This is a genomic window from Lentzea sp. NPDC037011 (genome assembly GCF_055607425.1).
The window spans coordinates 187,698-209,521 of record NZ_JBVJRT010000001.1; the positions used below are offsets into that span (position 1 = coordinate 187,698).

The following is a 21,824-nucleotide window of genomic DNA, read 5'->3' on the forward strand; positions in this document are numbered from 1 at the left end:
GGAGAGGAGACATCGTGTCGGAGACCTTGCAGGCGACCGACGTGGAGGCGTCGTCGTCGGACGAGGCCGAGCCGCAGTCGGAGACGCAGTCAGAGTCGGAGTCGCAGTCGCCGGGCAAGACCGAGGACCTGCTCGTCCAGGAAGGCGACATCGCGGGTGACTACCTCGAGCGCCTGCTGGACCTGCTGGACTACGACGGTGACATCGACCTGGACGTGGAGGGCGGCCGCGCGGTCGTCAGCATCGACGGCGGCGAGGACCTCTCGAAGCTCGTCGGCCCCCGCGGCAACGTGCTCGAGTCGCTCCAGGAGCTCACCCGCCTGGCCGTCCAGCAGGAGACGGGCGTCCGCTCCCGCCTGATGCTGGACATCGCCCAGTGGCGCGCCGGCCGCCGCGCCGAGCTCGCCGAACTCGGCCGCACCACCGCGGAGAAGGTCGCCGCATCCGGCGAGCGCGCCCGCCTGCATCCCATGACCCCGTTCGAGCGCAAGGTCGTGCACGACGCCGTGGCCGCGGTCGCGGGTGTGCACAGCGAGAGCGAGGGCGAGGAGCCGCAGCGCCGGGTCATCGTCTTCCCGAAGCCGTGATGCTCTGAAGGTTCGGCCCTACGGCCCCTGGTTCCGGTTGGAGCCAGGGGCCGTTCGCTGTCTCCGGGGAGGGAGCCGCGGGGAGGGGACCCTCCCCGCGGACGCCGCGCTCCCCCGCTGTCTTCCCCGCTGTGCTCGTTGGCGCTTGGCGACCGCCGCGCCCGAAGACTCCGCCGCGGCCAGCCAACGCAGCGATCACCGTTCCACGTGAAACAGCCCGACCCGCGCCGCCCACCACGTCTCCTGCCAGTTCGACTACTCCCCCGTGTCCGGCATCGAGAGCCCGCCTGCCTCTGAGATCAGCCGCCACGCTTCCGTCGGCTCCACGCCGTCCGGTCCTCGATCGGGATGCCACCGGGTGGGTGCGCCATGGTCGAGATGGCGCCCGGACCGTCCCAGGAGACGGTGTGGATGGGTGGTCTCACGATTTGCCCCAAGTTTCACGTGAAACGGTGCTCAGGATTTGGCGGAGCACACGGTGCATCCGTCATGATGGTGCCCTGGCATTCGCCAGCTTTTCCACCGGCCGCCGGAACGCCGCCGCCGCGTGGTTTCACGTGAAACGTCGGACGGAGAACATGGCCGGGGAGTTGCCCGACAACGCGAAGCTCGTCTTCGGTGAGCACGTTGAGCGTGCCGCCGAGTTCGTCAGGCTCCTGGAGGAGCACGGCGTCGAGCGGGGGCTCATCGGGCCCCGCGAGGTCGACAAGATTTGGGATCGGCACGTGCTCAACTCGGCGGTCATCGAGCAGGTGATCCAGCCGAACGAGCGGGTTGTCGACGTGGGCTCCGGTGCCGGACTGCCGGGGGTGCCGCTGGCGATTGCTCGACCCGATCTCCGGGTCACGCTCCTGGAGCCGATGGCGCGCCGGATCGCGTGGCTCGAAGAGGTCGTCGAGAAGCTCGGCCTGAGCAACGTGGCGGTGGTCCGCGGGCGGGCCGAGGAGGGTCCGGTCAAGGACCGCCTCAAGAACTGTGACGTGGTGACCGCGCGAGCTGTTGCTCCGCTCGACAAGCTCGCGCGGTGGTGCCTCCCCCTGCTCAAGGGTGGCGGGCGGATGGTGGCGCTCAAGGGCGAGCGCGCGCAGGAGGAGTTGGACCGCGACGGAACAGCTGTGCGGCGTCTTGGGGGCGTCAACGGACATGTCGTCGTCGTGGGAGCGGACGTACTTGAGGTGCCGACGACGGTGCTCATCGTCGAGCGCCAGACGCGAAGGGATCGGTGAGCGTGTACCCGGAGTTCCAAACTGCCGACGTTTCACGTGAAACTGGATCCCAGCCGAAGCCGAAGCCGACCAAAAACGGAGATGACAGCGCCGTGGTGTGGACCCCGATTGCAGAAGAGGCGGCTCGTGCGGCAAACGTGCTGCACCCTGACGAGTCCCTGCTCCCCCGCCCGAGGCACCGGCGGGTCATCACCGTCGCCAACCAGAAGGGTGGCGTCGGCAAGACGACGAGCACGGTGAACCTCGCCGCCGCACTCGCCATCCACGGGCTCAAGACGCTCGTGATCGACCTCGACCCGCAGGGCAACGCGAGCACGGCGCTCTCGGTCGAGCACCGGTCCGGCACGCCGTCCGTCTACGAGGTGCTCATCGGTGAGATCTCCATCGCCGAGGCGGCTCAGGTCAGCCCGACGTCCCCGAACCTCTACTGCGTGCCCGCGACGATCGACCTCGCCGGCGCCGAGATCGAGCTCGTGTCCATGGTGTCCCGCGAGTCGCGCCTCAAGGAGGCGCTGAGCCCGGAGGCACTGGACGAGCTCCAGCCCGACTACGTCTTCATCGACTGCCCGCCGAGCCTCGGCCTGCTGACCGTCAACGCGATGGTGGCCGCCCAGGAGGCGCTCATCCCGATCCAGTGCGAGTACTACGCGCTGGAGGGGCTGAGCCAGCTGCTGCGCAACATCGAGCTCGTGCAGCACCACCTGAACCCGGACCTCGGCATCTCCACGATCCTGCTGACGATGTACGACGGCCGCACCAAGCTCGCCGACCAGGTGACGAGCGAGGTGCGCAGCCACTTCGGCGACACGGTTCTGCGGACGGTGATCCCGCGGAGCGTGAAGGTCAGCGAGGCGCCGGGCTTCGGGCAGACGGTGCTGACGTACGACCCCGGCTCGCGCGGGTCGATGAGCTACCTCGACGCCGCCAAGGAGATCGCGCAGCGCGGGGCCAAGGGAGAGGGCGCATGACGGAACAGCGCAAGGGGGGACTCGGGCGCGGCCTGGCCGCGTTGATCCCGCAGGGTCCGCCACCCGGCGCGCCCAGCGCCATCAAGCCCGTGCTGACGGGCAACGGTGCCAAGGCCCAGCAGCAGCACCAGCAGTCCCCCGTCGGCGAAGTGGCGGGCGCTGTCTACCGGGAGATCGCGGTCACCGCGATCAGGACGAACCCGAAGCAGCCGCGCCAGGTGTTCGACCCGGACGCGATCAACGAGCTGTCGTTCTCCATCAAGGAGTTCGGGCTCATGCAGCCGATCGTCGTCCGCGAGCTCGGCGGTGACACCTACGAGCTCGTCATGGGCGAGCGCCGGTGGCGGGCCACCCAGCAGGCCGGGCTCAAGACCATCCCGGCGATCGTGCGGCAGACCGCCGACGACGTGATGCTGCGCGACGCGCTGTTGGAGAACATCCACCGCGTCCAGCTGAACCCGCTCGAAGAGGCGGCGGCCTACCAGCAGCTGCTGGAGGAGTTCGGCGTCACGCACGAGGAGCTCGCCGACCGCATCGGCCGCAGCCGCCCCGTCGTCACGAACACCATCCGCCTCCTCAAGCTCCCCCTCCCCGTTCAGCGCCGGGTCGCGGCGGGCGTGCTCAGCGCCGGCCACGCCCGCGCACTGCTCGGTCTCGACGACGCCGGCGCGCAGGAGGAGCTCGCCGCCCGGATCGTCGCGGAGGGCATGTCGGTCCGCGCGACCGAGGAAGCGGTGACGATCGCCAAGAACGAGAAGCCGGCGAAGGCGAAGCAGGCCCCGCGCAAGCAGTTGCACGCGCCGGGTCTGCAGGAGCTCGCCGAGCGCCTCTCGGACAGCTTCGACACCCGCGTGAAGGTCGAACTGGGGCAGCGGAAGGGCCGGATCGTCGTCGAGTTCGGGTCAGTCGACGATCTTGAACGGATCGTCGGCCTGATGAACTCGAATCCGACAATTCGGACTTCGGAGTAGGCCCATAGGATCACCCACGGGCCTTGTGTCACGGTGACGATGACGCCCCGCATCCGAGAGGATACGGGGCGTCACCTGTTTTCGTTGTCGACAGAGGGCCTCAGCGAGCGACGGCGCGCTCCACCAAGCCCGCGTAGATCTCCCCCAGCGACTGCCCCGCCGCCTCGACGGCCATCGGCAGGAGCGAGGTCTCGGTCAGCCCGGGCGACACGTTCACTTCGAGGAAGTAGACGGTCCCGTCCTCCGCCACCACCGCGTCGGTCCGCGACACGTCCCGCAGCCCGAGCAACCGGTGGGCCGCGACCGCGAGCTCGCCGACCGCCTTCGCCGCCGCCGGGTCCAGCCGGGCCGGCGCGTGGAAGTCGGTCAGCCCGGCGGTGTAGCGGGCGGTGTAGTCGTACACGCCGGTCTCCGGCACGATCTCGACGGCGGGCAGTGCCGTGGGCCCGTCCGGACCGTCGACCACCGAGACCGCCACCTCGACGCCGGCGATGAACTGCTCGGCCAGGACGGTGTCGCCGTAGGCGAGGCAGCCGACCATCGCCGGCGGCAGCTCCGCGGCGTCCCGCACCACCTGGGCGCCCAGCGCCGAGCCGCCCTGGTCCGGCTTGAGCATCAACGGCAGCCCCAGCGTCGACACCATCGCGTCGAGCACCGGCTTGGCACCCAGCTCCCGGAACGTCGCGTGCGGCAGGACCACCCACTCCGGCGTCGCCAGGCCCGCACGGGCCAGCTCAGCCTTCGCAGTCGGCTTGTCCCACGCCCGGCGGCACGCACGCGAGTCCGTGCCGACGTAGGGCACGCCGAGCATCTCCAGGATCGCCTGCACCGAGCCGTTCTCGCCCTCACCGCCGTGCAGGGCGACGACGACGGCGTCCGGGCGGTGCTCGCGCAGCCGCGTCACCAACGAGGCGTCGGCGTCCCACTCCTCCACGGTGACGCCCACCGAGCGCAGCGCGGCGGAGAGCCGGCGGCCCGAGCGGAGCGAGACCTCGCGTTCGTGGGAAAGCCCACCGGACAGCACAGCGACCATGCGGTCAGCCACAGCACAACTCCAAGGATCAGGCGGTGTCGGGCGACGGGGTCTGCGGACCGGACAGCTGCCGGCCCGTCGTCGCCCCGAAGGTCGCGGCCAGCTGCATCTCGTCCTCGATGACGTTCGCCAGGCGGCGGACGCCCTCCCGGATGCGCTCCGGCGTCGGGTAGCAGTACGAGATGCGCAGCTGGCGGGAGCCGAAGCCGTCCGCGTAGAAACCGGTGCCGGACGCGTACGCCACGCGGGCGGTCACGGCACGCGGCAGCATCGCCTTCGTGTCGATGCCCTCCGGCACGGTCACCCAGACGTAGAAGCCGCCATCCGGGATGTTCCACGTGGAACCTTGCGGCATGTGCTGCTCAAGCGCCGAGATCGCCGCGTCCCGCCGTTCGCGGTAGGCCTCGCGGTAGGTCTTGATCTGACCCTTCCAGTCCTGCGTCGACAGGTACCGGGACACGATCATCTGGTTCAGCGTCGGCGGGCACAGGGTGGCCGACTCGGCCGCCAGCACCAGCTTCTCCCGCACCGCGTGCGGGGCCAGCACCCAGCCGACCCGCAGACCGGCGGCGAACGTCTTCGAGAACGACCCGAGGTACACGACGTTGTCCGGGTCCATCGACCGCAGCGCCGGGTACGTCTGCCCGTCGAACCCGAGCAGCCCGTACGGGTTGTCCTCCACGACCAGCACGCCGTAGCTGCGGCAGATCTCGAGGATCTCAGCCCGTCGCGACACCGCCAGCGTCACGCCGGCCGGGTTGTGGAAGTTCGGGATCGTGTAGAGGAACTTCACCCGTTGCCCGGCGCGCTTGCAGGCTTCCAGCGCCTCTCGCAGCAGCGAGGGCACGAGCCCATCGGCGTCCATCGCCACGTGCACGACCTGCGCCTGATAGGCCGTGAACGACCCGAGGGCCCCCACGTACGACGGACCCTCCGCGATCACCACGTCACCGGGGTCGCAGAAGATCCGGGTGACCATGTCCAGGCCCATCTGCGAGCCGACCGTCACCACCACGTCGTCCGGGTGGCCGTTGATGCCCTCCATCGCCATCACGTCGCAGATCTGCTCGCGCAGCAGCGGAACACCGTGCGCCGAGCCGTACTGCAACGCCACGAGACCTTCGGTGGCGACGAGCTGGCCGATCTCCGCGGACAGCGAGTCCAGCGGCAACGCGGCCAGGTGCGGCATGCCGCCCGCCAGCGAGACCACCTCGGGACGTGACGCGACTGCGAAAAGTGCCCGGATCTCCGATGCCGTCATCCCTGCCGTGCGCGCTGCGTAGCGGCGGAGGTGGGGGTCAAGGCTTCTGGGGCCCTGCTTGGCGGGCTGTCCGGGCATCGTCATGAGGGACTCCTGAATGGGAATTGTCCCGAGCGAGTGTAACCGTCGTCCCGTTCAGGGCACGCGCCTTCCCGGTTCCGTCACATTCGCCTACGCTCGTGTGGGTTCACTGTGTGTGTTAACGGGTGGAGGTCGGGGTGTCCCGTCGCGTCGTGGGCGTCACGCTGGACAACCTGGAGCATCTCTCCAAGCACAGCAGAACGTGCGTCTTCTGGGAACTGGCCCCTCACCTGCGCGAACAGGCCGAGGAGTACGGGGACACGGAGTTCGAGAAGGAAGCCTGGGTCTCCAGCGTCCTGCTCGAGTGGGGTTCGTGCGGCCGTCTCATCTACTGCGACGGCATTCCGGCCGGTTCGGCGTTCTACGCACCGCCCGCTGCCGTGCCGCGCAGTGCTGCCTTCCCCACCTCGCCGGTCAGCCCGGACGCGGTACTGCTGACGTCGCTCGACGTGCTCCCCGAGTTCCGCGGCGGAGGACTCGGCCGCGTGCTCGTGCAGGCCGTGGCGAAGGACCTGACCCGGCGCGGCGTGAAGGCGGTCGAGGCGTTCGGCGACATGCGGCCGGACGACGAGGCGAGCAGTTGCGTCACGCCCGCCGACTTCCTCACGAGCGTCGGCTTCAAGACCGTGCGGCCGCACCCGCGCTGGCCCCGGTTGCGCCTGGAGCTGCGCAGCGCCATCACCTGGAAGGAAGACGTCGAGGCCGCCCTCGAACGCCTCCTCAACAGCGTCACCGTCTCGACCGCGGAACCCAGCTTCCGCCCGGCCTGAGATGTCACGCGGGGGCCCCGCGTTCCCCTGGAGGGAACGCGGGGCCCCCGCGTGACGTGTGAAACGGCTAGCTCTTCGACATCTCGTAGCGCAGCAGGTCGTTGAACGTGAACGTGCCCGTCGGCTGGTCGTCCTTGCCGAGCAGGTAGAGGCGCTTCACGGCCACGAGGATGCCCTCGGCGACGATGTCGCGGAAGCCGGGCGTGGCCAGCCGGGCGCGGTCCTCGGCGTTCGTCAGGTAGCCCACCTCGACGCGGACGGCCGTGCAGCGGGTGAGCCGCAGCAGGTCCCACGTCTTCGGGTGCGAACCGCAGTTCACCATCGACGTGCGGGCGGTGACCTCGCGCTGGATGAACCCGGCGAGCGCCTCCCCCACCGTCGACGACGTGCCGTTGCCGGTGCCGTAGTGGAACGTCGACACGCCCTGCGCGTTCGGCGACGAGTTGCCGTCCGCGTGCAGCGACAGGATCAGGTCGGCGCCGGCCTCGTTCGCGAAGCGCGCGCGCTCGGCCTCGTCCGGGCAGTTGGCGGGCCCGCGGGTGAGCAGCGCCTCCATGCCGGTCGCCGCCATCTTGCCCTCAAGGCGACGGGCCAGGTCCAGCATCAGGTCCGACTCGGACACGCCGTCCACGACCACACCGCGGTCCTGGCCGCCGTGACCGGGGTCGATGACGATCCGCTTGCCCGACAGCCGCGAACCGGCCGTGCGGACCTGCTCCTGCTCGCGCAGCAGCACCGGACGCCCGCCGCGGACCTTCGGCTGGAGCTGGCGCAACGCGCGCACCGTGTCCGGACCGCACATGCCGTCCACGATCAGGCCGTAGTCGCGCTGGAAGTTCCTCAGCGCCTGCTCGGTCTGCTGACCGAACACGCCGTTCGCCCGGCCGGCGTCGTAGCCGAGCTCGAGCAGGCGTTCCTGCAACATCAGCACGTCGTCACCGGTCGTCGGCTGCGACATCAGGAACGCGAGCGGCCGGTCCCCCAACCGGAAGGTCGCGTCCCGCAGCGAGCGGTAGGTGGCCGGGCCGACGATGCCATCGATGATCAGCCCCCGCTGCTGCTGGAACGCGCGCACGGCGTGCTCGACCTGCTGGTCGAACACCGGCGGCGCCTGTGGGTCGGCCGGCGGAAGCAGTCCGAGCCTGGTCAGGGTCGACCGGATCTCGGCAACATCACTTCCGACGTCCCCGCGGCGGAGCAGCTGCATGCACCCTCGCTCGACTAGGGCGCCGATCGCTGTCGGCGCGGTAGGTGGGAAGCCCTCATTGTGCCCTGCTGCTCTTAGTGATCGATGCAGGGCTACTCACAGTCGTACTTGGATCACCTTCGAGAGAGCCGCGAAGCAACGTGGCCCGCCCGTCCTATCGATAGACGGGCGGGCCACGTTGCACGTTGCACGCGAGTGGTTGACTGCGTGATCAGCCAACCACGTCGGTCGTCAGCCGATCACGTCGGCCAGGTCGTTCAGCAGCGCGGCCTTGGGCTTCGCGCCGACGATCTGCTTCACCGGACGGCCGCCCTGGAACAGGATCAGCGTCGGCACGGACATGATCTGGTAGTCGCGGGCGATCGACGGGTTGGCGTCGATGTCGACCTTGGCGATGGTGAGCTTCTCGCCGTGCTCGGCGGCGATCTCCTCCAGCACCGGCGCAACCATCTTGCACGGGCCGCACCAGGTCGCCCAGAAGTCGACCAGCACGGGCTTCTCGCTGGTCAGCACGTCGTCCGCGAACGACTTGTCGGTCACCGTGACGGTGGCGCCTGCCATGGTTCTCTCCCTAGTTCCGAAGTCAGAAGGTCCGTGCAGAGGAACTTCAGCTGCTCTTGCCGTAGCCGCCGCCGACCGCCTCCGCGGCGATCTCGGCGTGCTCCTCGCCGTGCTCGGCCAGCCACCGCTCCGCGTCGATCGCGGCGCTGCAGCCGGAGCCGGCGGCGGTGATCGCCTGGCGGTACTCGTGGTCGACGAGGTCGCCGGCCGCGAACACGCCGTCCAGGTTCGTGTAGGAGGTCTTGCCCTTGGTCAGGACGTAGCCCTCCTCGTCCAGGTCGACCTGGCCCTTGACCAGCGCCGAGCGCGGGTCGTGGCCGATCGCCAGGAAGAAGCCGGTCACCGGCAGCTCGGACTCGGCGCCGGTCTGCGTGTCCCTGACCTTGATGGACGACACGGTGCCGTCACCCAGCACGTCGGTGACCTGGGTGTTCAGCTGCCACTTGATCTTCTCGTTGGCGCGGGCGCGCTCCAGCATGACCTTGGAGGCGCGGAACTCCTCGCGGCGGTGGATGACCGTCACCGACTTGGCGAAGCGGGTGAGGAAGGTGGCCTCCTCCATCGCCGTGTCACCGCCGCCGACGACCGCGATGTCGTGGTCGCGGAAGAAGAACCCGTCGCAGGTCGCACAGGCCGACACACCGCGGCCGAGCAGCTCCTGCTCGCCGGGGATGTTCAGGTAGCGGGCCGCGGCGCCCATCGCGAGGATGACGGCCTTGGCCTCGTAGGTGACGCCGTTCGCGACGACCTTCTTGACCTCGCCGGTCAGCTCGACCGACTCGACGTCCTCGGCCCGCAGCTCGGCGCCGAAGCGGGTCGCCTGCTCGCGCATCTGCTCCATGAGCTCGGGGCCCATGATGCCGTCGCGGAAGCCGGGGTAGTTCTCGACCTCGGTCGTCGTCATGAGGGCGCCGCCGTACTGCGAGCCCTCGAAGACCAGGGGCTCGAGCTGCGCGCGTGCGGCGTAGACCGCCGCGGTGTAGCCCGCAGGCCCCGATCCGATGATGATCACGTTGCGCACGCTCACGGTCCCGGCAACTCCTCGATCTCGTCGTCTGACTGGCTCAACGGATCGTAGGTGCAGCTAATTCCGTGATCTGAGCGACCACCTCCGTGATCGATCCCGGCGCTACCTCTGGCCGATGGTGGTGTTCGCCAGAACGCCCTCCGGCTTGTCCGGTCCGCAGGTGTCGGGGTCCAGCACGACCAGCCGGTACTGGCCCAGCCCTGCGGGCAGGACGGCCATCACCGCGTTCCTGCCGTCGAGCGTGATCGGGCTGATCCCCAGCGGCTTCGCCGAGCTGGCGATGCCACCGCCCTGCAGGCAGCCGGCCAGGCGGTCCTGGGTCTCCAGCGGGCCGTAGTTCTGCGCCTTGAGCACGTCACCGACCGCGGCGCCCAGCTCGGACTCCTTCACGGCCAGCGGCGGTTCAGCCGCGGGGTTCGTGGTCGTCGTGGGCTTGGTCTGCTGCGCGGCGGGCGGGTTGTTCGCCTGGTCACCGCCGGGCGACATCGCGAAGACGATGCCGAACGCGGCAGCGGCCGCGACCAGCACCCCGCCGCCCAGGCTCATCCTGCGGTTGCGCCTCTTGCGGGCCTCGTCGAGCGACACGACGGGTGCGACCGGCCTGGCCTCCGCGGCGAGCGCCGCGTCGATCCGCGCCGCCACGTGGTCGGGCATCGGGATCGGGGGCAACGCCTCCAGGTCCGCCAGCGTCGCGTCCAGCGCGTCGAGGATCTCGCGGGCCTCCTGGTCCGCCTCGACGCGCGGGCGCAGCTGTGCGGCGACCTCAGGGGGCAGCACGCCCGCGTGCAGGTCCGCGATGAGGTCAACCGACCACGGCGGACCCATCGGCACGCGCTCCATGCCGGTCATCGGCCCTCCCACTGACGTTGCTCTTGCACATTCACACCGTCAGCTGGGACGTTCGCATCTGCGACTCGGTTCCTGAGGTGCCCGAGAACTTTGGCGAGCTTGGCGCGACCTCGCGCACACCGGCTCTTCACCGTGCCCTCCGCGATGCCGAGCAGCTTCGCCGTCTCCGCGACGGAGTAGCCCTCGACGTCGACCAGCACGATGGGGGCGCGCTGCTCCTCCGGCAGCTCCATCAGCGCTTTCTGCACGATCAGGCTGGTCTCGCGGTCGCTCATCGCGTCACGGGGTGCGACGGGCTCGCCGGGACCGGCCTCGGGCAGCGGCACCGTGGGTCTTGTTTGTCGCCGTCTCATCCGGTCGAGGCACGCGTTCACCACGATCCGGTGCAGCCAGGTGGTGACCTGTGACTCCGCGCGGAACGACGACGCCGCCCGGAAGGCCGAGATGAACGCCTCCTGGAGCGCGTCCGCGGCCTCCTCCGGGTCGCGCAGCGTGCGCAGCGCCACCGCCCACATCCGGTCGCGGTGCCGTTTCACCAACTCCGAGAACGCGTAGGGGTCACCTGCGGCGTGGGCCGAGATGAGGTCGGCGTCCGAGCTGGCTGCGGCGGTCACGGCCCGAGGATAGCGAGGCTGGTCACAGCCGATCTGCCCGGGATCACCGCTGATCGCACGCGGGGACCCTTCGTGCGCCAGGAGTGCACGCGGGGACCCTTCGTGCGCCAGGAGAGTACGAAAGCTCCCCGCGTGCGCTCACTGAGCGCGGGTGTAGAGGATCTCGCGGATCTCCGACTGGTTCTTGCCGGCGCCGGGGCTGGAGAGCTGCGTGATCCAGATCAGCACGTGCGCGGCAGGCTCGTGCTCGGCCAGCTGGATCTGGGTCTGCCCGTTGGACAGGTCGCCCTCGCCGATGATCTTCGTTTCCTCCAGCGGCGCGTCCTGCGACGACGCCACCCGGATCTGCACGTGGGTCTTCTCGCTCGGCGAGGTGATCGTGATCGACGCCAGCCGCACCGGCTCCGCGAACGACCCCATCAGCCCGATGCCCGGCTTCAGCGCGGGGAACTGCTGGAAGTAGTTGTCCGTCCGCCAGAACGTGCTCGCGTTGTTGTCGACCGCGCGGCTCGCCTGGTTCGCGCTGTCCGGCTGGTTCGTCACGTCGTAGACGCCGATCCGGCCCGGCTGCACCGGTCCCGCGGGTTTCGGCGCCTCGGCGGTCTGGCCGTTCGTGCCCGGCTGGTTGACCACCACCGTCGGGCCGCCGCCCTTGGTCGGCTCGTCGCTGAAGAACCCGACGATCTGCATGCTCAGCCACACGATGACGGCGACCGTCGCGGCCGCGAGCACACCGACGCTGATCCACAACTTCTTCTTCTGCTGCTTGTCCTGCACCGGGCGCTGGGTCGTCCACACGACCTCGTCGTCCTTGGACGAGGAGGTCGTGCCCACGGCCGGGATCAGCGAGGTCTCGGCCTCCTCCGCCGCGATCTGGTCGAGCACCTGGAGAATCGCTGCGGACGTGCGGATGCCGCCCACCGACGTGTCCTCCAGCGAGCGCACCGCGACCGAGGACAGCTCGTGGGGCAGGTACGGGTGCAGCGCGTTGGGGGCGATCACGGTGCCGTCGGGACCGGTCGGGGCGAGCGGCACGTCGGCTGGCCCGCCCGGCAGCGCCCACCGGCCCGTGAGCAGCAGGTACAGGATCGCGCCGAGGCCCTTGACGTCGTCACGCGCGATGGCGTCCGGTCGCGGACCGGGGAACGCGAGGCGCAGGCGGCCGTCCGAGGTGACCCGGATGCGCTGCGGGTGGTCGGCGCCCAGCACGAGGCCGGCGTGGTGCGCGCCCTCGATGGCGGCGCCCAGCGGCTCCAGCAGCCTGGTCGCGGCACCCGCGGGCAGCGGGCCCTCCGCGATCAGGTCCATGAGGTCGGTGCCCTGGGTCCACTCGGCCACGACCATGCCGAGGATGCCCTCGTCCGGCCGGATGCCGGTGCCCGGCGTCAGCACGTCGATCACCCGCGACACACCGGGGTGCGTGAACGACGCGGCGTGCATCGCGCGTTCGACCGTCCGGCGGGCACGGGCGGCGGCCTCGTTGTCCGCGAGGTCGCCGAGCAGGATGGTCAGCGCCACGTCCCGGTTGAGCTGACCGTCGCGGCCACGCCACAGCTCCGCGTTGGATCTGGCGTCGGAGCCGGATTGCGCGAGCAGCCGATACCGGCCGTTGCCGATGACACCGCCGGGGACCAGGGCGGCGTGGACTCCGCTACTCACGGGCACCAGGCTACGGGAAGACGCTCACGGACTGGAGTCATCGGCGCCGCACCAAACGGTTGATCTTGTCGATCGCCGGCTTCATCTCCGGCACCCGGAACGCGGCCAGCAGACCGAACGCGAGCGGCAGGCCGATCACCGTCACCAGGATGGTCTCGACCCATCCGGCGGCAACCGGGTGGATCGACCCGAACGCGCCCAGGACCAGCGCGTTCACGCCCTTGGCCACCGCGAAGGCGATGGCCGATGCGACCACGGTCAGGCAGATCGTCCAGATCGTGAACCCGGTGCGCAGCCGGCCCAGCCGGACCCGCAACCACACCTGACCGGCCACGGCGCCGAAGACGAAGCTGAGCGACATGGCGAGCGACACACCGACGGCGAGCTGCTCCGGCTCGGACACCGCGAGGAAGAAGTAGAGCAACCCGATCCGGACCGCCACGATCAGCGCCTGGAGCAACGTCGGCGTGCGGGCGTCCTTCATCGCGTAGAAGACGCGCAGCTGCAGCAACGTCACCGCGTAGGGCACGAGTCCGAACGCCGACAGCGCCAGCGCCAGGCCGATCATCGTGCCGCCGTCGACGCCCGACCTGCCGTGGCCGAACGCGGCGAGGCCGATCGCGACACCGGAGACCGTCATCAGCACGCTGAACGGCATCAGCAGGATCGCCGACATGCGGTTGCCGAACAGCAGGTCCCGCACGATCTGCTCGTTGTCGCCGTGCGCGGCCGCCCGGCTCATCCTCGGCATCAACGCCGTGAGCAGCGAAACGCCGAGCACGCCGTACGGCACCTGCGCGATCAGCCACTGGTAGTTGTAGGCACCCAGCGCACCGTCGCTGTGCGTCGCCACCTTGGTCAGCACGGTCATGCTGGCGAGACCGAGGCCGACGTAGAGCATCACCCAGAACGCCAGGTTGCCGAACTCGGACAGCCGGGCGTCCCAGCCGAACCGCCACTTGAACCGGAAGCCGGTCCTGCGCAGCGCCGGCACCAGCACCAGGGCCTGCACCGCGACGCCGAGGGCGGTGCCCAGGCCGAGCACGAGCAGGTGGACGTCGGTCATGCGCACCGGGTTGAGCGAGAGCTCGCCGGGCAGCATCCAGTAGACGCCCAGCACCCCGATCACGACGACGTTGTTCAGCACCGGCGCCCAGGTGGGCAGGCCGAACACGTGGCGGGCGTTCAGCACCGCGCTGAGCAGCGCGGTCAGCCCGTAGAAGATGATCCCCGGCAGCACCAGGTAGGCGAACGCGGTGACCAGCGCCGGGTTCGCGGTGGGCGAGTCGGCGATGAAGAGCTTGGTCAGCAACGGCGCGCACGCCACCGCGACCACCGTGCCGACGGCGAGGACCGCCATGCCCATGCTGATCAACCACTGGGCGTACGACTCACCGCCGTCGCCGTCCTCCTTCTCGGCCCTGACCAGCAGCGGGATCGCCACGCTGGTCAGGATGCCGCCCAGGAGCAGCTCGTTGATCATGGTCGGCAGCGTGGAGGCCGCCTGGTACGAGTCGTTGAGGGTGGTGACGCCGAGCGCCGACACCAGCAGGACCTTCGACAGCAGGCCGGTGATGCGGCTGACGATCGTGGCGATCGCCATGGAGCCGCTGGCCCTGGCTACCGAGGGTGCCTGCTTCTGCTGCCCTGGCTCGGTGGTCGTGGCTGACTCGCTCACGCGCTCGACTTCTCCGGTGTCACGTTCTCGATGGACGGTGCGTCGTCGCCGTTCTCGCCGTTGCGAGCCCGGACCCGCCTGATGATCCGCCGTCCCGAGAGCAGGACGAGCGCGATCGCGGCCACCACGGTGACGATCACCGTGGTGGTGCCGTAGGCGGACGACGACACCTCCAGCTTGACAGTGTCACCCAGAGCGACGCCGTCGGGAGTGGTCAGCCGGACGTTGACCGGGAACCGGCCGGAGCGCAGCACCTCGACCGGCACCCGCACGACCCGCTCGCCGCGGGCGGGGAGCACCTGGTCAGCGAGCTCCTTGGCGCGGATGCCGGGCGTCTCGGCGAGCACGATCCGCACGGTCACGCGGACGTCGAGCTTGTTCGTGATGGTGACGGGGATGGGGCTGTCACCGGAGCCGAGCAGGATCGAGCTGTTCGGCGGCGTGACGCTCACGAGGCCGGACAGCCGGTTGATCTCGCTGTCGCTGATGTACGCCGCGGTGCGCGCGCCGTTCTCGTCACCGCGCCACGCGCTCGACATCGCCCGCAGCTGGCCCAGGCGCAGCGGGCCGGCCAGGTCGGCGGGAGCGGCGTGCTCGCGGTCCTCCTGCTGCATCGACTTCACCAGACCGGCGAGCGCGAGGTTCTGGCTCGCGACCGAGTCGGCGATCGAGGCGGGGATCTCCCGCGCGCCGGCCTCCGCCGGGTAGGTGAGCTTGGCGCCGGACGCCTCCGGCTTGGCCCTGACCAGCTCCTCCAGGCCGACCTGGGTCGCGTAGCCGGCCGTGACCAGGCGCTGGGCCGCCGACAGGAGCTCGTTCATCTCCGACAGCGGCGCGTTCCACCGGCGCGGCGGTGTGACCAGCACGGTGCGGCCGTCGCCCTGCCACCCGGCCCGGAACGCGAGCGCGGCCAGTGCGTTCTGCACGGACACCGGCTGGCTCTCCACCGGCGTCGTGACCCCGGACAGCGTGCGCGGGCGGGACTCGCCGCCCTGCAGTGCGTCGGACACCATCGAGTCGATCCGCACCGCGGTGACCGGGCGGTCCACGGAGAGCAGCCGGACGGGGGCGGTGCCGGGCGCGTCGGCGACGGCGGACGGTGCGAGCAGCACGGACTTCATGCCGTTGTAGTCGAGGTCCTCGTCAGAGGGGTGGTCTTGCCCCGAGCCCAGCTCGTCGAACGTCGCCTGGTCGAGCAGGCCGTCCTCGGGCCACACCAGCTCGGGCAGCGGCTGGACGGCGAGGATTCGCCTGACCTCGTTCACGCCGCCGCTGAGCGCGAGCGTGCGCATGTCGCCGAGCTTGGCCTTGGTGAGCGCCACGAGGTCGGCGTCGGCGTCCGGCATGGCCACGACGCACCGGCCGGCGACCGCGCGCTTGAGCCGGTCGAGCCACAGCTGGGCCTCCGCCCGGCCCCTGCCCTCGGCGCCACCGCGGATCCGGTAGCCGGTCGTCATCGCCTCGACGGTGCGCAGCAGGTCGGGGTCGACGGCCAGGCACAGCGAGGTGCTCATCGACGACACGGCCTGCTCGTAGGCCTGCAGCAGGCCGTACAGCCGGCCGTTGACCGACAGCGACAGCGCCAGCTCGTCGTCGACCAGCTCGGAGTCGCCCTCGCCGCCCAACCGGGCCAGCCTGGGCTTGTCCGCGATCGGCCACAGCATGGTCAGCTTCGCGGGGTCCCCCGCCTTGGTCTTCGTGCCGCCGCCGGGCACGCCGAGCACCGGCAGCAGCGTCGACAACGCGGCCAGCCGCGCCGTGCCGCCGTAGTCCGGCTTGCCGTTGATGTTGGCGAGGACCGGGTAGATGCCCGGCTCCTCGATGCCGAGCGAGGTGGGCGCGGAACCGCGCAACGGCACCTCGAGCGTGAAGTCGCGCTGCTGGCCCGGTTGGAGCTCGTCGGCGACCTCGGTGAACCTGGGCTGGACGAACTCGGCGGCCGCCGGCTCGCGCAACGCCTTGCGCAGGTCGTCCTCGGTGCCGAGCGGCTCACCGCGCTCCAGGCGCAGCACGATGTCGGACACCTTGCGGTCGCCGACGTTGACGACCCGGCCGCTGATCGTGATCTTGTCCGGCGAGTCGCCGGTGACGAACCGCGGGGTCAGCTGCGCGATGTCCATGCGCACGAACTGCGGCGGCTGCTGCTGGCCCGGCTGCGAGGACAGCGGCCTGGTCGCCCACACCTGGGTGGCGGGCGCCGGCGCGAACGGCAGCGCGTTGACCTGCTCGGGTTCGTCCTGCTGCTCGACCGCGAGCACCGGGGGTGTCGCTGTCAGCAGGAAGGCGCCGACGGCAGCTGTGCAGAGGAGCTTCCTGACGCTCACGCCGACTCGGCCCCTTCACGGGGGCGGCCGGAGAGCAGTTCGGCGGCTCGGCGGACCAGTCGGCGCTCGTCGGCATGCGCGAGTCGCTCGTCCAGTTCGCCGAGTGGCACCCACGCCACCTCGGTGACCTCCACGTCTTCGTCGGAAAGCTCTCCCCCCGTCGCTTCGAGGAGGAAGTGGTGAACGGTCTTGTGCACCCTGCGGTCGTCCGCGACGAACCAGTAGTCGATCGACCCCAGCGGGCGCAGGACCCTGCTATGAATACCGGTCTCCTCGGCGACCTCGCGCACCGCGGTCTGTTCCGCGGTCTCGCCCGCCTCGATGTGACCCTTCGGCAAAGACCACAGCAACCGGCCGCGCCGGTCAAGTCTGCCGATCACCGCCGCCCGCTGCTCGCCGTCGAGCACCAGGCCACCCGCCGACGTCTCGTCGACGGTCTTGAGCCGCCGGCCCCGGCGCCGCTTCCGGCGCCCCGGCGTGGCACCTCCGGATCGAGCGGCTGACGGGGGCATACGGCCGATCGTACTTACGATCGTTGAGTACGCTGGTTTCTCGTGTCTCGACCGCTCCAGCAGAATGCGGTGGTGGAAGAGCCCACCATCACACCAGTCGTCGCCGAGCTCGCCGAGCGGTTCGCGACCGCCGGCAAGCGCCTCTACCTCGTCGGCGGCAGTGTGCGCGACGCCGTCCTGGGGCGCCGGACGAACGACTTCGACTTCACCACGGACGCGCGCCCCGCCGAGATCCAGAAGATCCTCACCGGCTGGTCCGACGCCCAGTGGGACACCGGGATCGCGTTCGGCACGGTCGGCGCGTCCAAGCAGGGCGAGATCATCGAGATCACGACCTTCCGCGCGGACGTCTACGACGGCGTCACCCGCAACCCCGAGGTCACGTTCGGCGACTCCGTCGACGGCGACCTGGTCCGCCGCGACTTCACGGTCAACGCCATGGCGTTCGACGTGGCCGCCCGGCAGTTCGTCGACCCGACCGGTGGCCTGGCCGCCGCGCGCGAGGGGGTGCTGGACACGCCGGCGACCCCGCAGGAGTCGTTCGGCGACGACCCGCTGCGGATGCTGCGCGCGGCGCGGTTCGTCTCCCAGCTGGGCTTCACCGCGGCGCCGCGGGTGGTGGAGGCGATGCGGTCGATGGCAGGCCAGCTCGCCCGCATCACGCCGGAGCGCGTGCAGGTGGAGCTCTCGAAGCTCCTGTGCGGGGCGCACCCCCGCCGCGGCATCGAGCTCATGGTCGAGACCGGTCTGGCGGACATCGTCCTGCCGGAGCTCACGGCCATGAAGCTGGAAATCGACGAACACCATCAGCACAAGGACGTCTTCGACCACTCGCTGGTTGTGCTGGAACAGGCGATCGATCTCGAAGATGTCGATCAGTCACCTGACCTGGTGCTGCGCATCGCGGCGCTGCTGCACGACATCGGCAAGCCGGCCACGCGGAAGTTCGAGTCCGGCGGCGGCGTCTCGTTCCACCACCACGAGGTCGTGGGCGCGAAGATGGTCCGCAAGCGCTTGCGGGCGTTGCGGTACTCGAAGGAGATCACCGAGGACGTCGCGAAGCTCGTCTACCTGCACCTGCGGTTCCACGGCTACGGCAACGGCGAGTGGACCGACTCGGCCGTGCGCCGGTACGTGACGGACGCCGGCGACCTGCTGACGCGGTTGCACAAGCTCGTCCGCGCCGACTGCACGACGCGCAACAAGCGCAAGGCGAACCAGCTGCAGCGGACGTACGACTCCCTCGAAGAACGCATCGCGCGCATTGCGGCCGAGGAGGACCTTGCGCGCGTGCGGCCGGACCTCGACGGCAACGAGATCATGAAGCTGCTCGGCCTGCCGCCGGGGCCGCAGGTCGGTGCCGCGTGGAAGTTCCTCAAGGAGCTGCGCTTGGACCGGGGGCCGTTGGACCGCGACGAGGCCGAGGCCGCGTTGCTCGACTGGGCCCGCGACCAGGGTCTTACGCCACCAAACGGGTGACCCATCGTGAGCGCATGAAATCCCCGCGTTAGCGAACTGACAGCGCGCCACGGCACCATGGGTACTGCTCATGGGGGTGATGCAGATGTTCACTTGGGGACTTTCCGCTGGTCCGGTCGTGCACGACCTGGACGAGCTGACCGACGACCAGCGGGCCGTGCTGCGCTGTCTCGCACGCGGTCACGCCGACCACGAGATCGCGCGCGTGCTCGGTCTCGGGCACCAGCGGGTGGCCGACGAGGTCGCCGACATCCTGCGGCGGCTCGACCTACCCGATCGGGTGGCTGCTGTCGTCTTCGCGCACGAGAGCGGCATGCTGCGCCTGCCGTTTCCGCGCTAGCAGGAGCAGGTAGGCGCCCAGACCGGCCAGGTAGAGACCGGCGGCGGTGACGATGAGAGCGGGCGAGCGCCCGTCCAGGGGGATCACCGTCGCCGTGAGGGACACCGCGGTGACCTGCATGACGTTGAACAGGGTGTCGTAGAGGGCGAACACCCTGCCGCGCACCTCGTCGCCGACGTCGTGCTGCACCGCGGTGTCCACGCACAGCTTGACGACCTGACCGGCGAAGATGAGGAAGAAGCTGGCCGCGAGGATCGACGGCAGCGTCATCGGCAACCCGAGCGCGAGCTGGGCCACCGCGGTCAGCACGAGCGTGCCGCAGATCGTGCGCTTGATGCCGAACCGGTTGACGATCCGGTCGGTGAGGACGCCGGCGAGCAGGATGCCCGCGCCACCGGCGATGGCGACCTCGCCGAGCCCGCCGATGCCGGCCTTGAGGATGCCGACGTCCTCCAGGGCGTAGCGCATCAGCAGCAGCGTGATGATGAGGTTCACGCCGAACGCGGCCCGGTGCGCCAGCAGCGCCGCGAGGCTGGCGGTGACGCTCGGCGTGCGCAGGGTGGCCTTCGCGCCGTCCAGCAGACCGCGGGCGACGGCCTTGACCGCGTTGTGCGGCTCGTCGACCTCGTCGGGCCCGAGGGCGCCCGCCTTGAACCGGCTGGCGATGAACGCGCTGAGCAGCATGCCGGCCGCGGCGATGCTGGTGGTCCACCCCGACCCGCCGTCACCGGCGCCGAGCACCGCGCGGAACGCGATCGCACTGGCCGCGCCGACCACCGACATGACCGCACCCGCGGTCGCGGCCAGCGCGTTCGCCTCGACCAGGTGGTCCGCCGGCACGACGTGCGGCAGCGCCGCGCTGAGCCCCGACCCGACGAACCGGCCGATGCCCATGACGATGAGCGCGAAGACGTACAGCGGCAGCCCGGACAGCCCCATGCCGACCGCGACGGCCGTGAACAGCACGAACGCGGCGCGCAGGAGGTTCGCGACGAGGACGACCCGCCTGCGGTCCCACCGGTCCAGCAGGGCACCGGCGAACGGTCCGATGAACGAGTACGGCAGCAGGAGCACGGCGAACCCGGCGGCGATCTCGGCCGGGTGGGCCTGCCGCTCCGGGTTGAACAGCACCGCTCCGGCGAGGCCCGCTTGGAAGAGCCCGTCACCCCACTGCGAGGCGAGCCGGGTGGCCAGGAGCCTGCGGTACGCCGGGATGCCGAGGAACCGGCGCGAGCCCCAGTGGTGCTTCCGCTCCGCAGCCGTTGTCACGCCTGCACTCTATGCTCGCCTGCCCGGAAACCACGAAAGCCGGACCTCACGGTCCGGCTCCCCTGGATCGGATGCCAGGTCGCCTCACGGCGCGGTGCACTACGCGGCTCCAGCCGTACGGTATTCCGCGAAGGCGGTTGTCTGTTGAGCCCGGGGGACACAAAGACATCCGACAGTTAAGTCTAACGGGGCGCGGCCCTGAGTTGTTCCGGCGATCACGGATGATTTCATGGTGACGTGCGTCCCGATGCCGAGGTCGAAGCTGGCTCCCTGTTGGTTGCCGCCCCGAGCCTGACCGACCCGAACTTCACGCGCACGGTCGTCTACATCATCGACCAGCGCCCAGAGGGAACCCTCGGCGTCGTGCTGAACCGCCCCTCCGAGGTGGCCGTCCTCGACGTCCTGCCGCCGTGGGGCCCGCACGTCACCCGCCCGCAGTGCATCCACATCGGCGGTCCGGTCGAGCAGAAGACGGCGCTGTGCCTGGCGGCGCTGAAGGCCGGTACCGACCCCGAGGAGGTCGAGGGCCTGGTCGGCGTGCAGGGCCCGGTGGCGCTGGTCGACCTCGACGCCGACCCGGAGAGCCTGCTGCCGCTGGTCCGCGGCCTGCGGGTGTTCGCGGGGTACTCGGGCTGGGGCGAGGGCCAGCTGGCCGGCGAGATCGAGCGCGGCGACTGGATGGTCGTCACTGGCCTGGCCGACGACGTGCTGGCCGGGGCGAACGTCGACCTGTGGGGCCGGGTGCTGCGCCGGCAGGGCATGCCGCTCGCGCTCCTGTCGACCTACCCGACCGACGTCCGCCTCAACTGATTCACGTGAAACGTCCGAGCCGCGAACGGCTCGGGTGGCTCAGAGACCGGCGAGCGGCGAGCAGCCGCCACCACCGCAGGCGCAGCCGCCGCAGCCCTTGGGCTTGACCGGCTCCGGCAGCGCCTCGGCCGCGCGGTGCCCCAGCACGCCACCGGCGACGGCGATGCCGAGCGCGCCGACCAGGCCGATGACCCCGGCCGTGACGGCCAGGTCGGGCAGCGCGAACGAGACGGCGCCCGACACGACGGCCACGAGGCCGGCCGCGACGTTCGGCACCCCGGCGACGCGGTTGGCCAGCGCGAACGTCTCCTCGTCCCGCAGCGCCGCCGCCGTGCGCACCCCGACGAAGCGGTTGCGCCGCAGCTTGCCCTGCAGACCGAGCAGACCGACGGCGCCGAGAGCGACGCCGAGCACACCCAGGACGACCGACAGCACGATGTTCACCCCATGAGGGTAGGTGCTGCGCCGCGTTCACCGGAAAGTCACCCCGGCCCGGTGTGCCGCACGACACCGCCCGGTTCGGGTCGCTTGCGATGCGCTGATACCGTTGACGGCATGAGCACGGCCCGCCTGCTCCTTATCTAGCCGCGACGACCTG

21 protein-coding genes are annotated in these 21,824 nt (G+C 70.4%); 8 read left to right on the forward strand and 13 right to left on the reverse strand.

Features of this window, described 5'->3' with window-relative positions; translation table 11 throughout:
* Positions 1-14: 14 nt before the first annotated feature.
* The 4 genes from ACZ7CH_RS00985 to ACZ7CH_RS01000 all read left to right on the forward strand — a co-directional run bounded on the left by ACZ7CH_RS00985 (position 15) and on the right by ACZ7CH_RS01000 (position 3,752).
* Positions 15-587: a Jag family protein gene (locus tag ACZ7CH_RS00985; protein WP_360397093.1), complete on the forward strand. Its 573-nt coding sequence runs from the start codon at positions 15-17 to the stop codon at positions 585-587.
* A gap of 578 nt (positions 588-1,165) precedes the next feature.
* Entirely contained in the window at positions 1,166-1,813 is a 648-nt protein-coding gene (gene rsmG / locus ACZ7CH_RS00990) for a 16S rRNA (guanine(527)-N(7))-methyltransferase RsmG (RefSeq protein ID WP_470369990.1), read from the forward strand.
* 92 nt (positions 1,814-1,905) lie between these two features.
* Positions 1,906-2,781, forward strand: coding sequence for a ParA family protein (locus ACZ7CH_RS00995; protein WP_360397094.1), 876 nt, complete (start codon positions 1,906-1,908; stop codon positions 2,779-2,781).
* Positions 2,778-3,752: a ParB/RepB/Spo0J family partition protein gene (locus ACZ7CH_RS01000; protein ID WP_360397095.1), complete on the forward strand. Its 975-nt coding sequence runs from the start codon at positions 2,778-2,780 to the stop codon at positions 3,750-3,752. Before ACZ7CH_RS00995 ends, ACZ7CH_RS01000 begins: the two co-directional genes overlap by 4 nt.
* 100 nt (positions 3,753-3,852) lie before the next feature.
* On the opposite strand, the gene ACZ7CH_RS01005 is transcribed toward ACZ7CH_RS01000, so the two are convergent.
* Both ACZ7CH_RS01005 and ACZ7CH_RS01010 read right to left on the reverse strand, forming a co-directional pair.
* Positions 3,853-4,797 (reverse strand): D-alanine--D-alanine ligase family protein, encoded by a 945-nt coding sequence (locus ACZ7CH_RS01005; protein ID WP_360397096.1) that lies wholly within the window; start codon positions 4,795-4,797, stop codon positions 3,853-3,855.
* A 16-nt stretch (positions 4,798-4,813) separates the two neighbouring features.
* Complete coding sequence (locus tag ACZ7CH_RS01010) at positions 4,814-6,130, reverse strand: aminotransferase-like domain-containing protein (protein WP_360397097.1); 1,317 nt, start codon at positions 6,128-6,130, stop codon at positions 4,814-4,816.
* A 134-nt stretch (positions 6,131-6,264) separates the two neighbouring features.
* Between ACZ7CH_RS01010 and ACZ7CH_RS01015 the strand changes: the two genes are divergently transcribed.
* Positions 6,265-6,897 carry a GNAT family N-acetyltransferase gene (locus tag ACZ7CH_RS01015; protein WP_458429837.1) on the forward strand — a complete coding sequence of 211 codons (633 nt, stop codon included), beginning with the start codon at positions 6,265-6,267 and terminating at the stop codon, positions 6,895-6,897.
* A 67-nt stretch (positions 6,898-6,964) separates the two neighbouring features.
* Here ACZ7CH_RS01015 and ACZ7CH_RS01020 read toward each other — a convergent pair whose 3' ends face one another.
* The 9 genes from ACZ7CH_RS01020 to ACZ7CH_RS01060 form a co-directional block, all read right to left on the reverse strand.
* Positions 6,965-8,104 carry an N-acetylmuramoyl-L-alanine amidase gene (locus tag ACZ7CH_RS01020; protein ID WP_470372909.1) on the reverse strand — a complete coding sequence of 380 codons (1,140 nt, stop codon included), beginning with the start codon at positions 8,102-8,104 and terminating at the stop codon, positions 6,965-6,967.
* 231 nt (positions 8,105-8,335) lie between these two features.
* Complete coding sequence (gene trxA, locus ACZ7CH_RS01025) at positions 8,336-8,665, reverse strand: thioredoxin (RefSeq protein WP_053732153.1); 330 nt, start codon at positions 8,663-8,665, stop codon at positions 8,336-8,338.
* 46 nt (positions 8,666-8,711) lie between these two features.
* A complete protein-coding gene (trxB, locus tag ACZ7CH_RS01030) occupies positions 8,712-9,692 on the reverse strand; it encodes a thioredoxin-disulfide reductase (protein ID WP_360393760.1) in 981 nt (326 codons plus the stop codon).
* A 102-nt stretch (positions 9,693-9,794) separates the two neighbouring features.
* Positions 9,795-10,541, reverse strand: a complete 747-nt coding sequence (locus tag ACZ7CH_RS01035) for a hypothetical protein (RefSeq protein ID WP_470372910.1) — start codon at positions 10,539-10,541, stop codon at positions 9,795-9,797.
* Positions 10,538-11,155 (reverse strand): RNA polymerase sigma factor SigM, encoded by a 618-nt coding sequence (gene sigM, locus ACZ7CH_RS01040; RefSeq protein WP_360393766.1) that lies wholly within the window; start codon positions 11,153-11,155, stop codon positions 10,538-10,540. Before sigM ends, ACZ7CH_RS01035 begins: the two co-directional genes overlap by 4 nt.
* 138 nt (positions 11,156-11,293) lie before the next feature.
* Positions 11,294-12,814, reverse strand: coding sequence for a protein kinase family protein (locus tag ACZ7CH_RS01045; RefSeq protein WP_360393769.1), 1,521 nt, complete (start codon positions 12,812-12,814; stop codon positions 11,294-11,296).
* A 37-nt stretch (positions 12,815-12,851) separates the two neighbouring features.
* The gene (gene murJ, locus ACZ7CH_RS01050) at positions 12,852-14,492 is read right to left on the reverse strand and encodes a murein biosynthesis integral membrane protein MurJ (RefSeq protein WP_470372911.1); all 1,641 of its coding nucleotides are present in this window, start codon (positions 14,490-14,492) and stop codon (positions 12,852-12,854) included.
* Positions 14,489-16,816, reverse strand: a complete 2,328-nt coding sequence (locus tag ACZ7CH_RS01055; RefSeq protein WP_360393775.1) for a DUF6049 family protein — start codon at positions 16,814-16,816, stop codon at positions 14,489-14,491. Before ACZ7CH_RS01055 ends, murJ begins: the two co-directional genes overlap by 4 nt.
* Complete coding sequence (locus ACZ7CH_RS01060) at positions 16,813-17,328, reverse strand: NUDIX hydrolase (RefSeq protein ID WP_360393777.1); 516 nt, start codon at positions 17,326-17,328, stop codon at positions 16,813-16,815. Before ACZ7CH_RS01060 ends, ACZ7CH_RS01055 begins: the two co-directional genes overlap by 4 nt.
* A 42-nt stretch (positions 17,329-17,370) precedes the next feature.
* On the opposite strand from ACZ7CH_RS01060, the gene ACZ7CH_RS01065 reads away from it, so the two are divergent.
* Both ACZ7CH_RS01065 and ACZ7CH_RS01070 read left to right on the forward strand, forming a co-directional pair.
* Positions 17,371-18,807 (forward strand): CCA tRNA nucleotidyltransferase, encoded by a 1,437-nt coding sequence (locus ACZ7CH_RS01065; RefSeq protein WP_360393780.1) that lies wholly within the window; start codon positions 17,371-17,373, stop codon positions 18,805-18,807.
* A gap of 85 nt (positions 18,808-18,892) precedes the next feature.
* Entirely contained in the window at positions 18,893-19,147 is a 255-nt protein-coding gene (locus tag ACZ7CH_RS01070) for a LuxR C-terminal-related transcriptional regulator (protein ID WP_360393783.1), read from the forward strand.
* Here ACZ7CH_RS01070 and ACZ7CH_RS01075 read toward each other — a convergent pair.
* Positions 19,076-20,416, reverse strand: coding sequence for an MFS transporter (locus ACZ7CH_RS01075; protein ID WP_360393786.1), 1,341 nt, complete (start codon positions 20,414-20,416; stop codon positions 19,076-19,078). The genes ACZ7CH_RS01070 and ACZ7CH_RS01075 overlap by 72 nt on opposite strands.
* Before the next feature lie 237 nt (positions 20,417-20,653).
* Here ACZ7CH_RS01075 and ACZ7CH_RS01080 point away from each other — a divergent pair, with 237 nt between their 5' ends.
* Complete coding sequence (locus ACZ7CH_RS01080) at positions 20,654-21,226, forward strand: YqgE/AlgH family protein (RefSeq protein WP_360393789.1); 573 nt, start codon at positions 20,654-20,656, stop codon at positions 21,224-21,226.
* A 39-nt stretch (positions 21,227-21,265) separates the two neighbouring features.
* Here the strand turns inward: ACZ7CH_RS01080 and ACZ7CH_RS01085 are convergent, their stop codons facing one another.
* The gene (locus ACZ7CH_RS01085) at positions 21,266-21,670 is read right to left on the reverse strand and encodes an SdpI family protein (protein WP_360393792.1); all 405 of its coding nucleotides are present in this window, start codon (positions 21,668-21,670) and stop codon (positions 21,266-21,268) included.
* Between the last annotated feature and the right edge of the window lie 154 nt (positions 21,671-21,824).

Bases quoted from the DNA above. Each gene is read 5' to 3' on its own strand.
- ACZ7CH_RS01070 (WP_360393783.1), top strand. From the start codon at position 18,893: ATGTTCACTTGGGGACTTTCCGCTGGTCCGGTCGTGCACGACCTGGAC.
- ACZ7CH_RS01000 (WP_360397095.1), top strand. From the start codon at position 2,778: ATGACGGAACAGCGCAAGGGGGGACTCGGGCGCGGCCTGGCCGCGTTG.
- rsmG (WP_470369990.1), top strand. From the start codon at position 1,166: ATGGCCGGGGAGTTGCCCGACAACGCGAAGCTCGTCTTCGGTGAGCAC.
- ACZ7CH_RS01020 (WP_470372909.1), bottom strand. From the start codon at position 8,104: ATGCAGCTGCTCCGCCGCGGGGACGTCGGAAGTGATGTTGCCGAGATC.
- ACZ7CH_RS01010 (WP_360397097.1), bottom strand. From the start codon at position 6,130: ATGACGATGCCCGGACAGCCCGCCAAGCAGGGCCCCAGAAGCCTTGAC.
- trxA (WP_053732153.1), bottom strand. From the start codon at position 8,665: ATGGCAGGCGCCACCGTCACGGTGACCGACAAGTCGTTCGCGGACGAC.
- ACZ7CH_RS01060 (WP_360393777.1), bottom strand. From the start codon at position 17,328: ATGCCCCCGTCAGCCGCTCGATCCGGAGGTGCCACGCCGGGGCGCCGG.
- ACZ7CH_RS01035 (WP_470372910.1), bottom strand. From the start codon at position 10,541: ATGACCGGCATGGAGCGCGTGCCGATGGGTCCGCCGTGGTCGGTTGAC.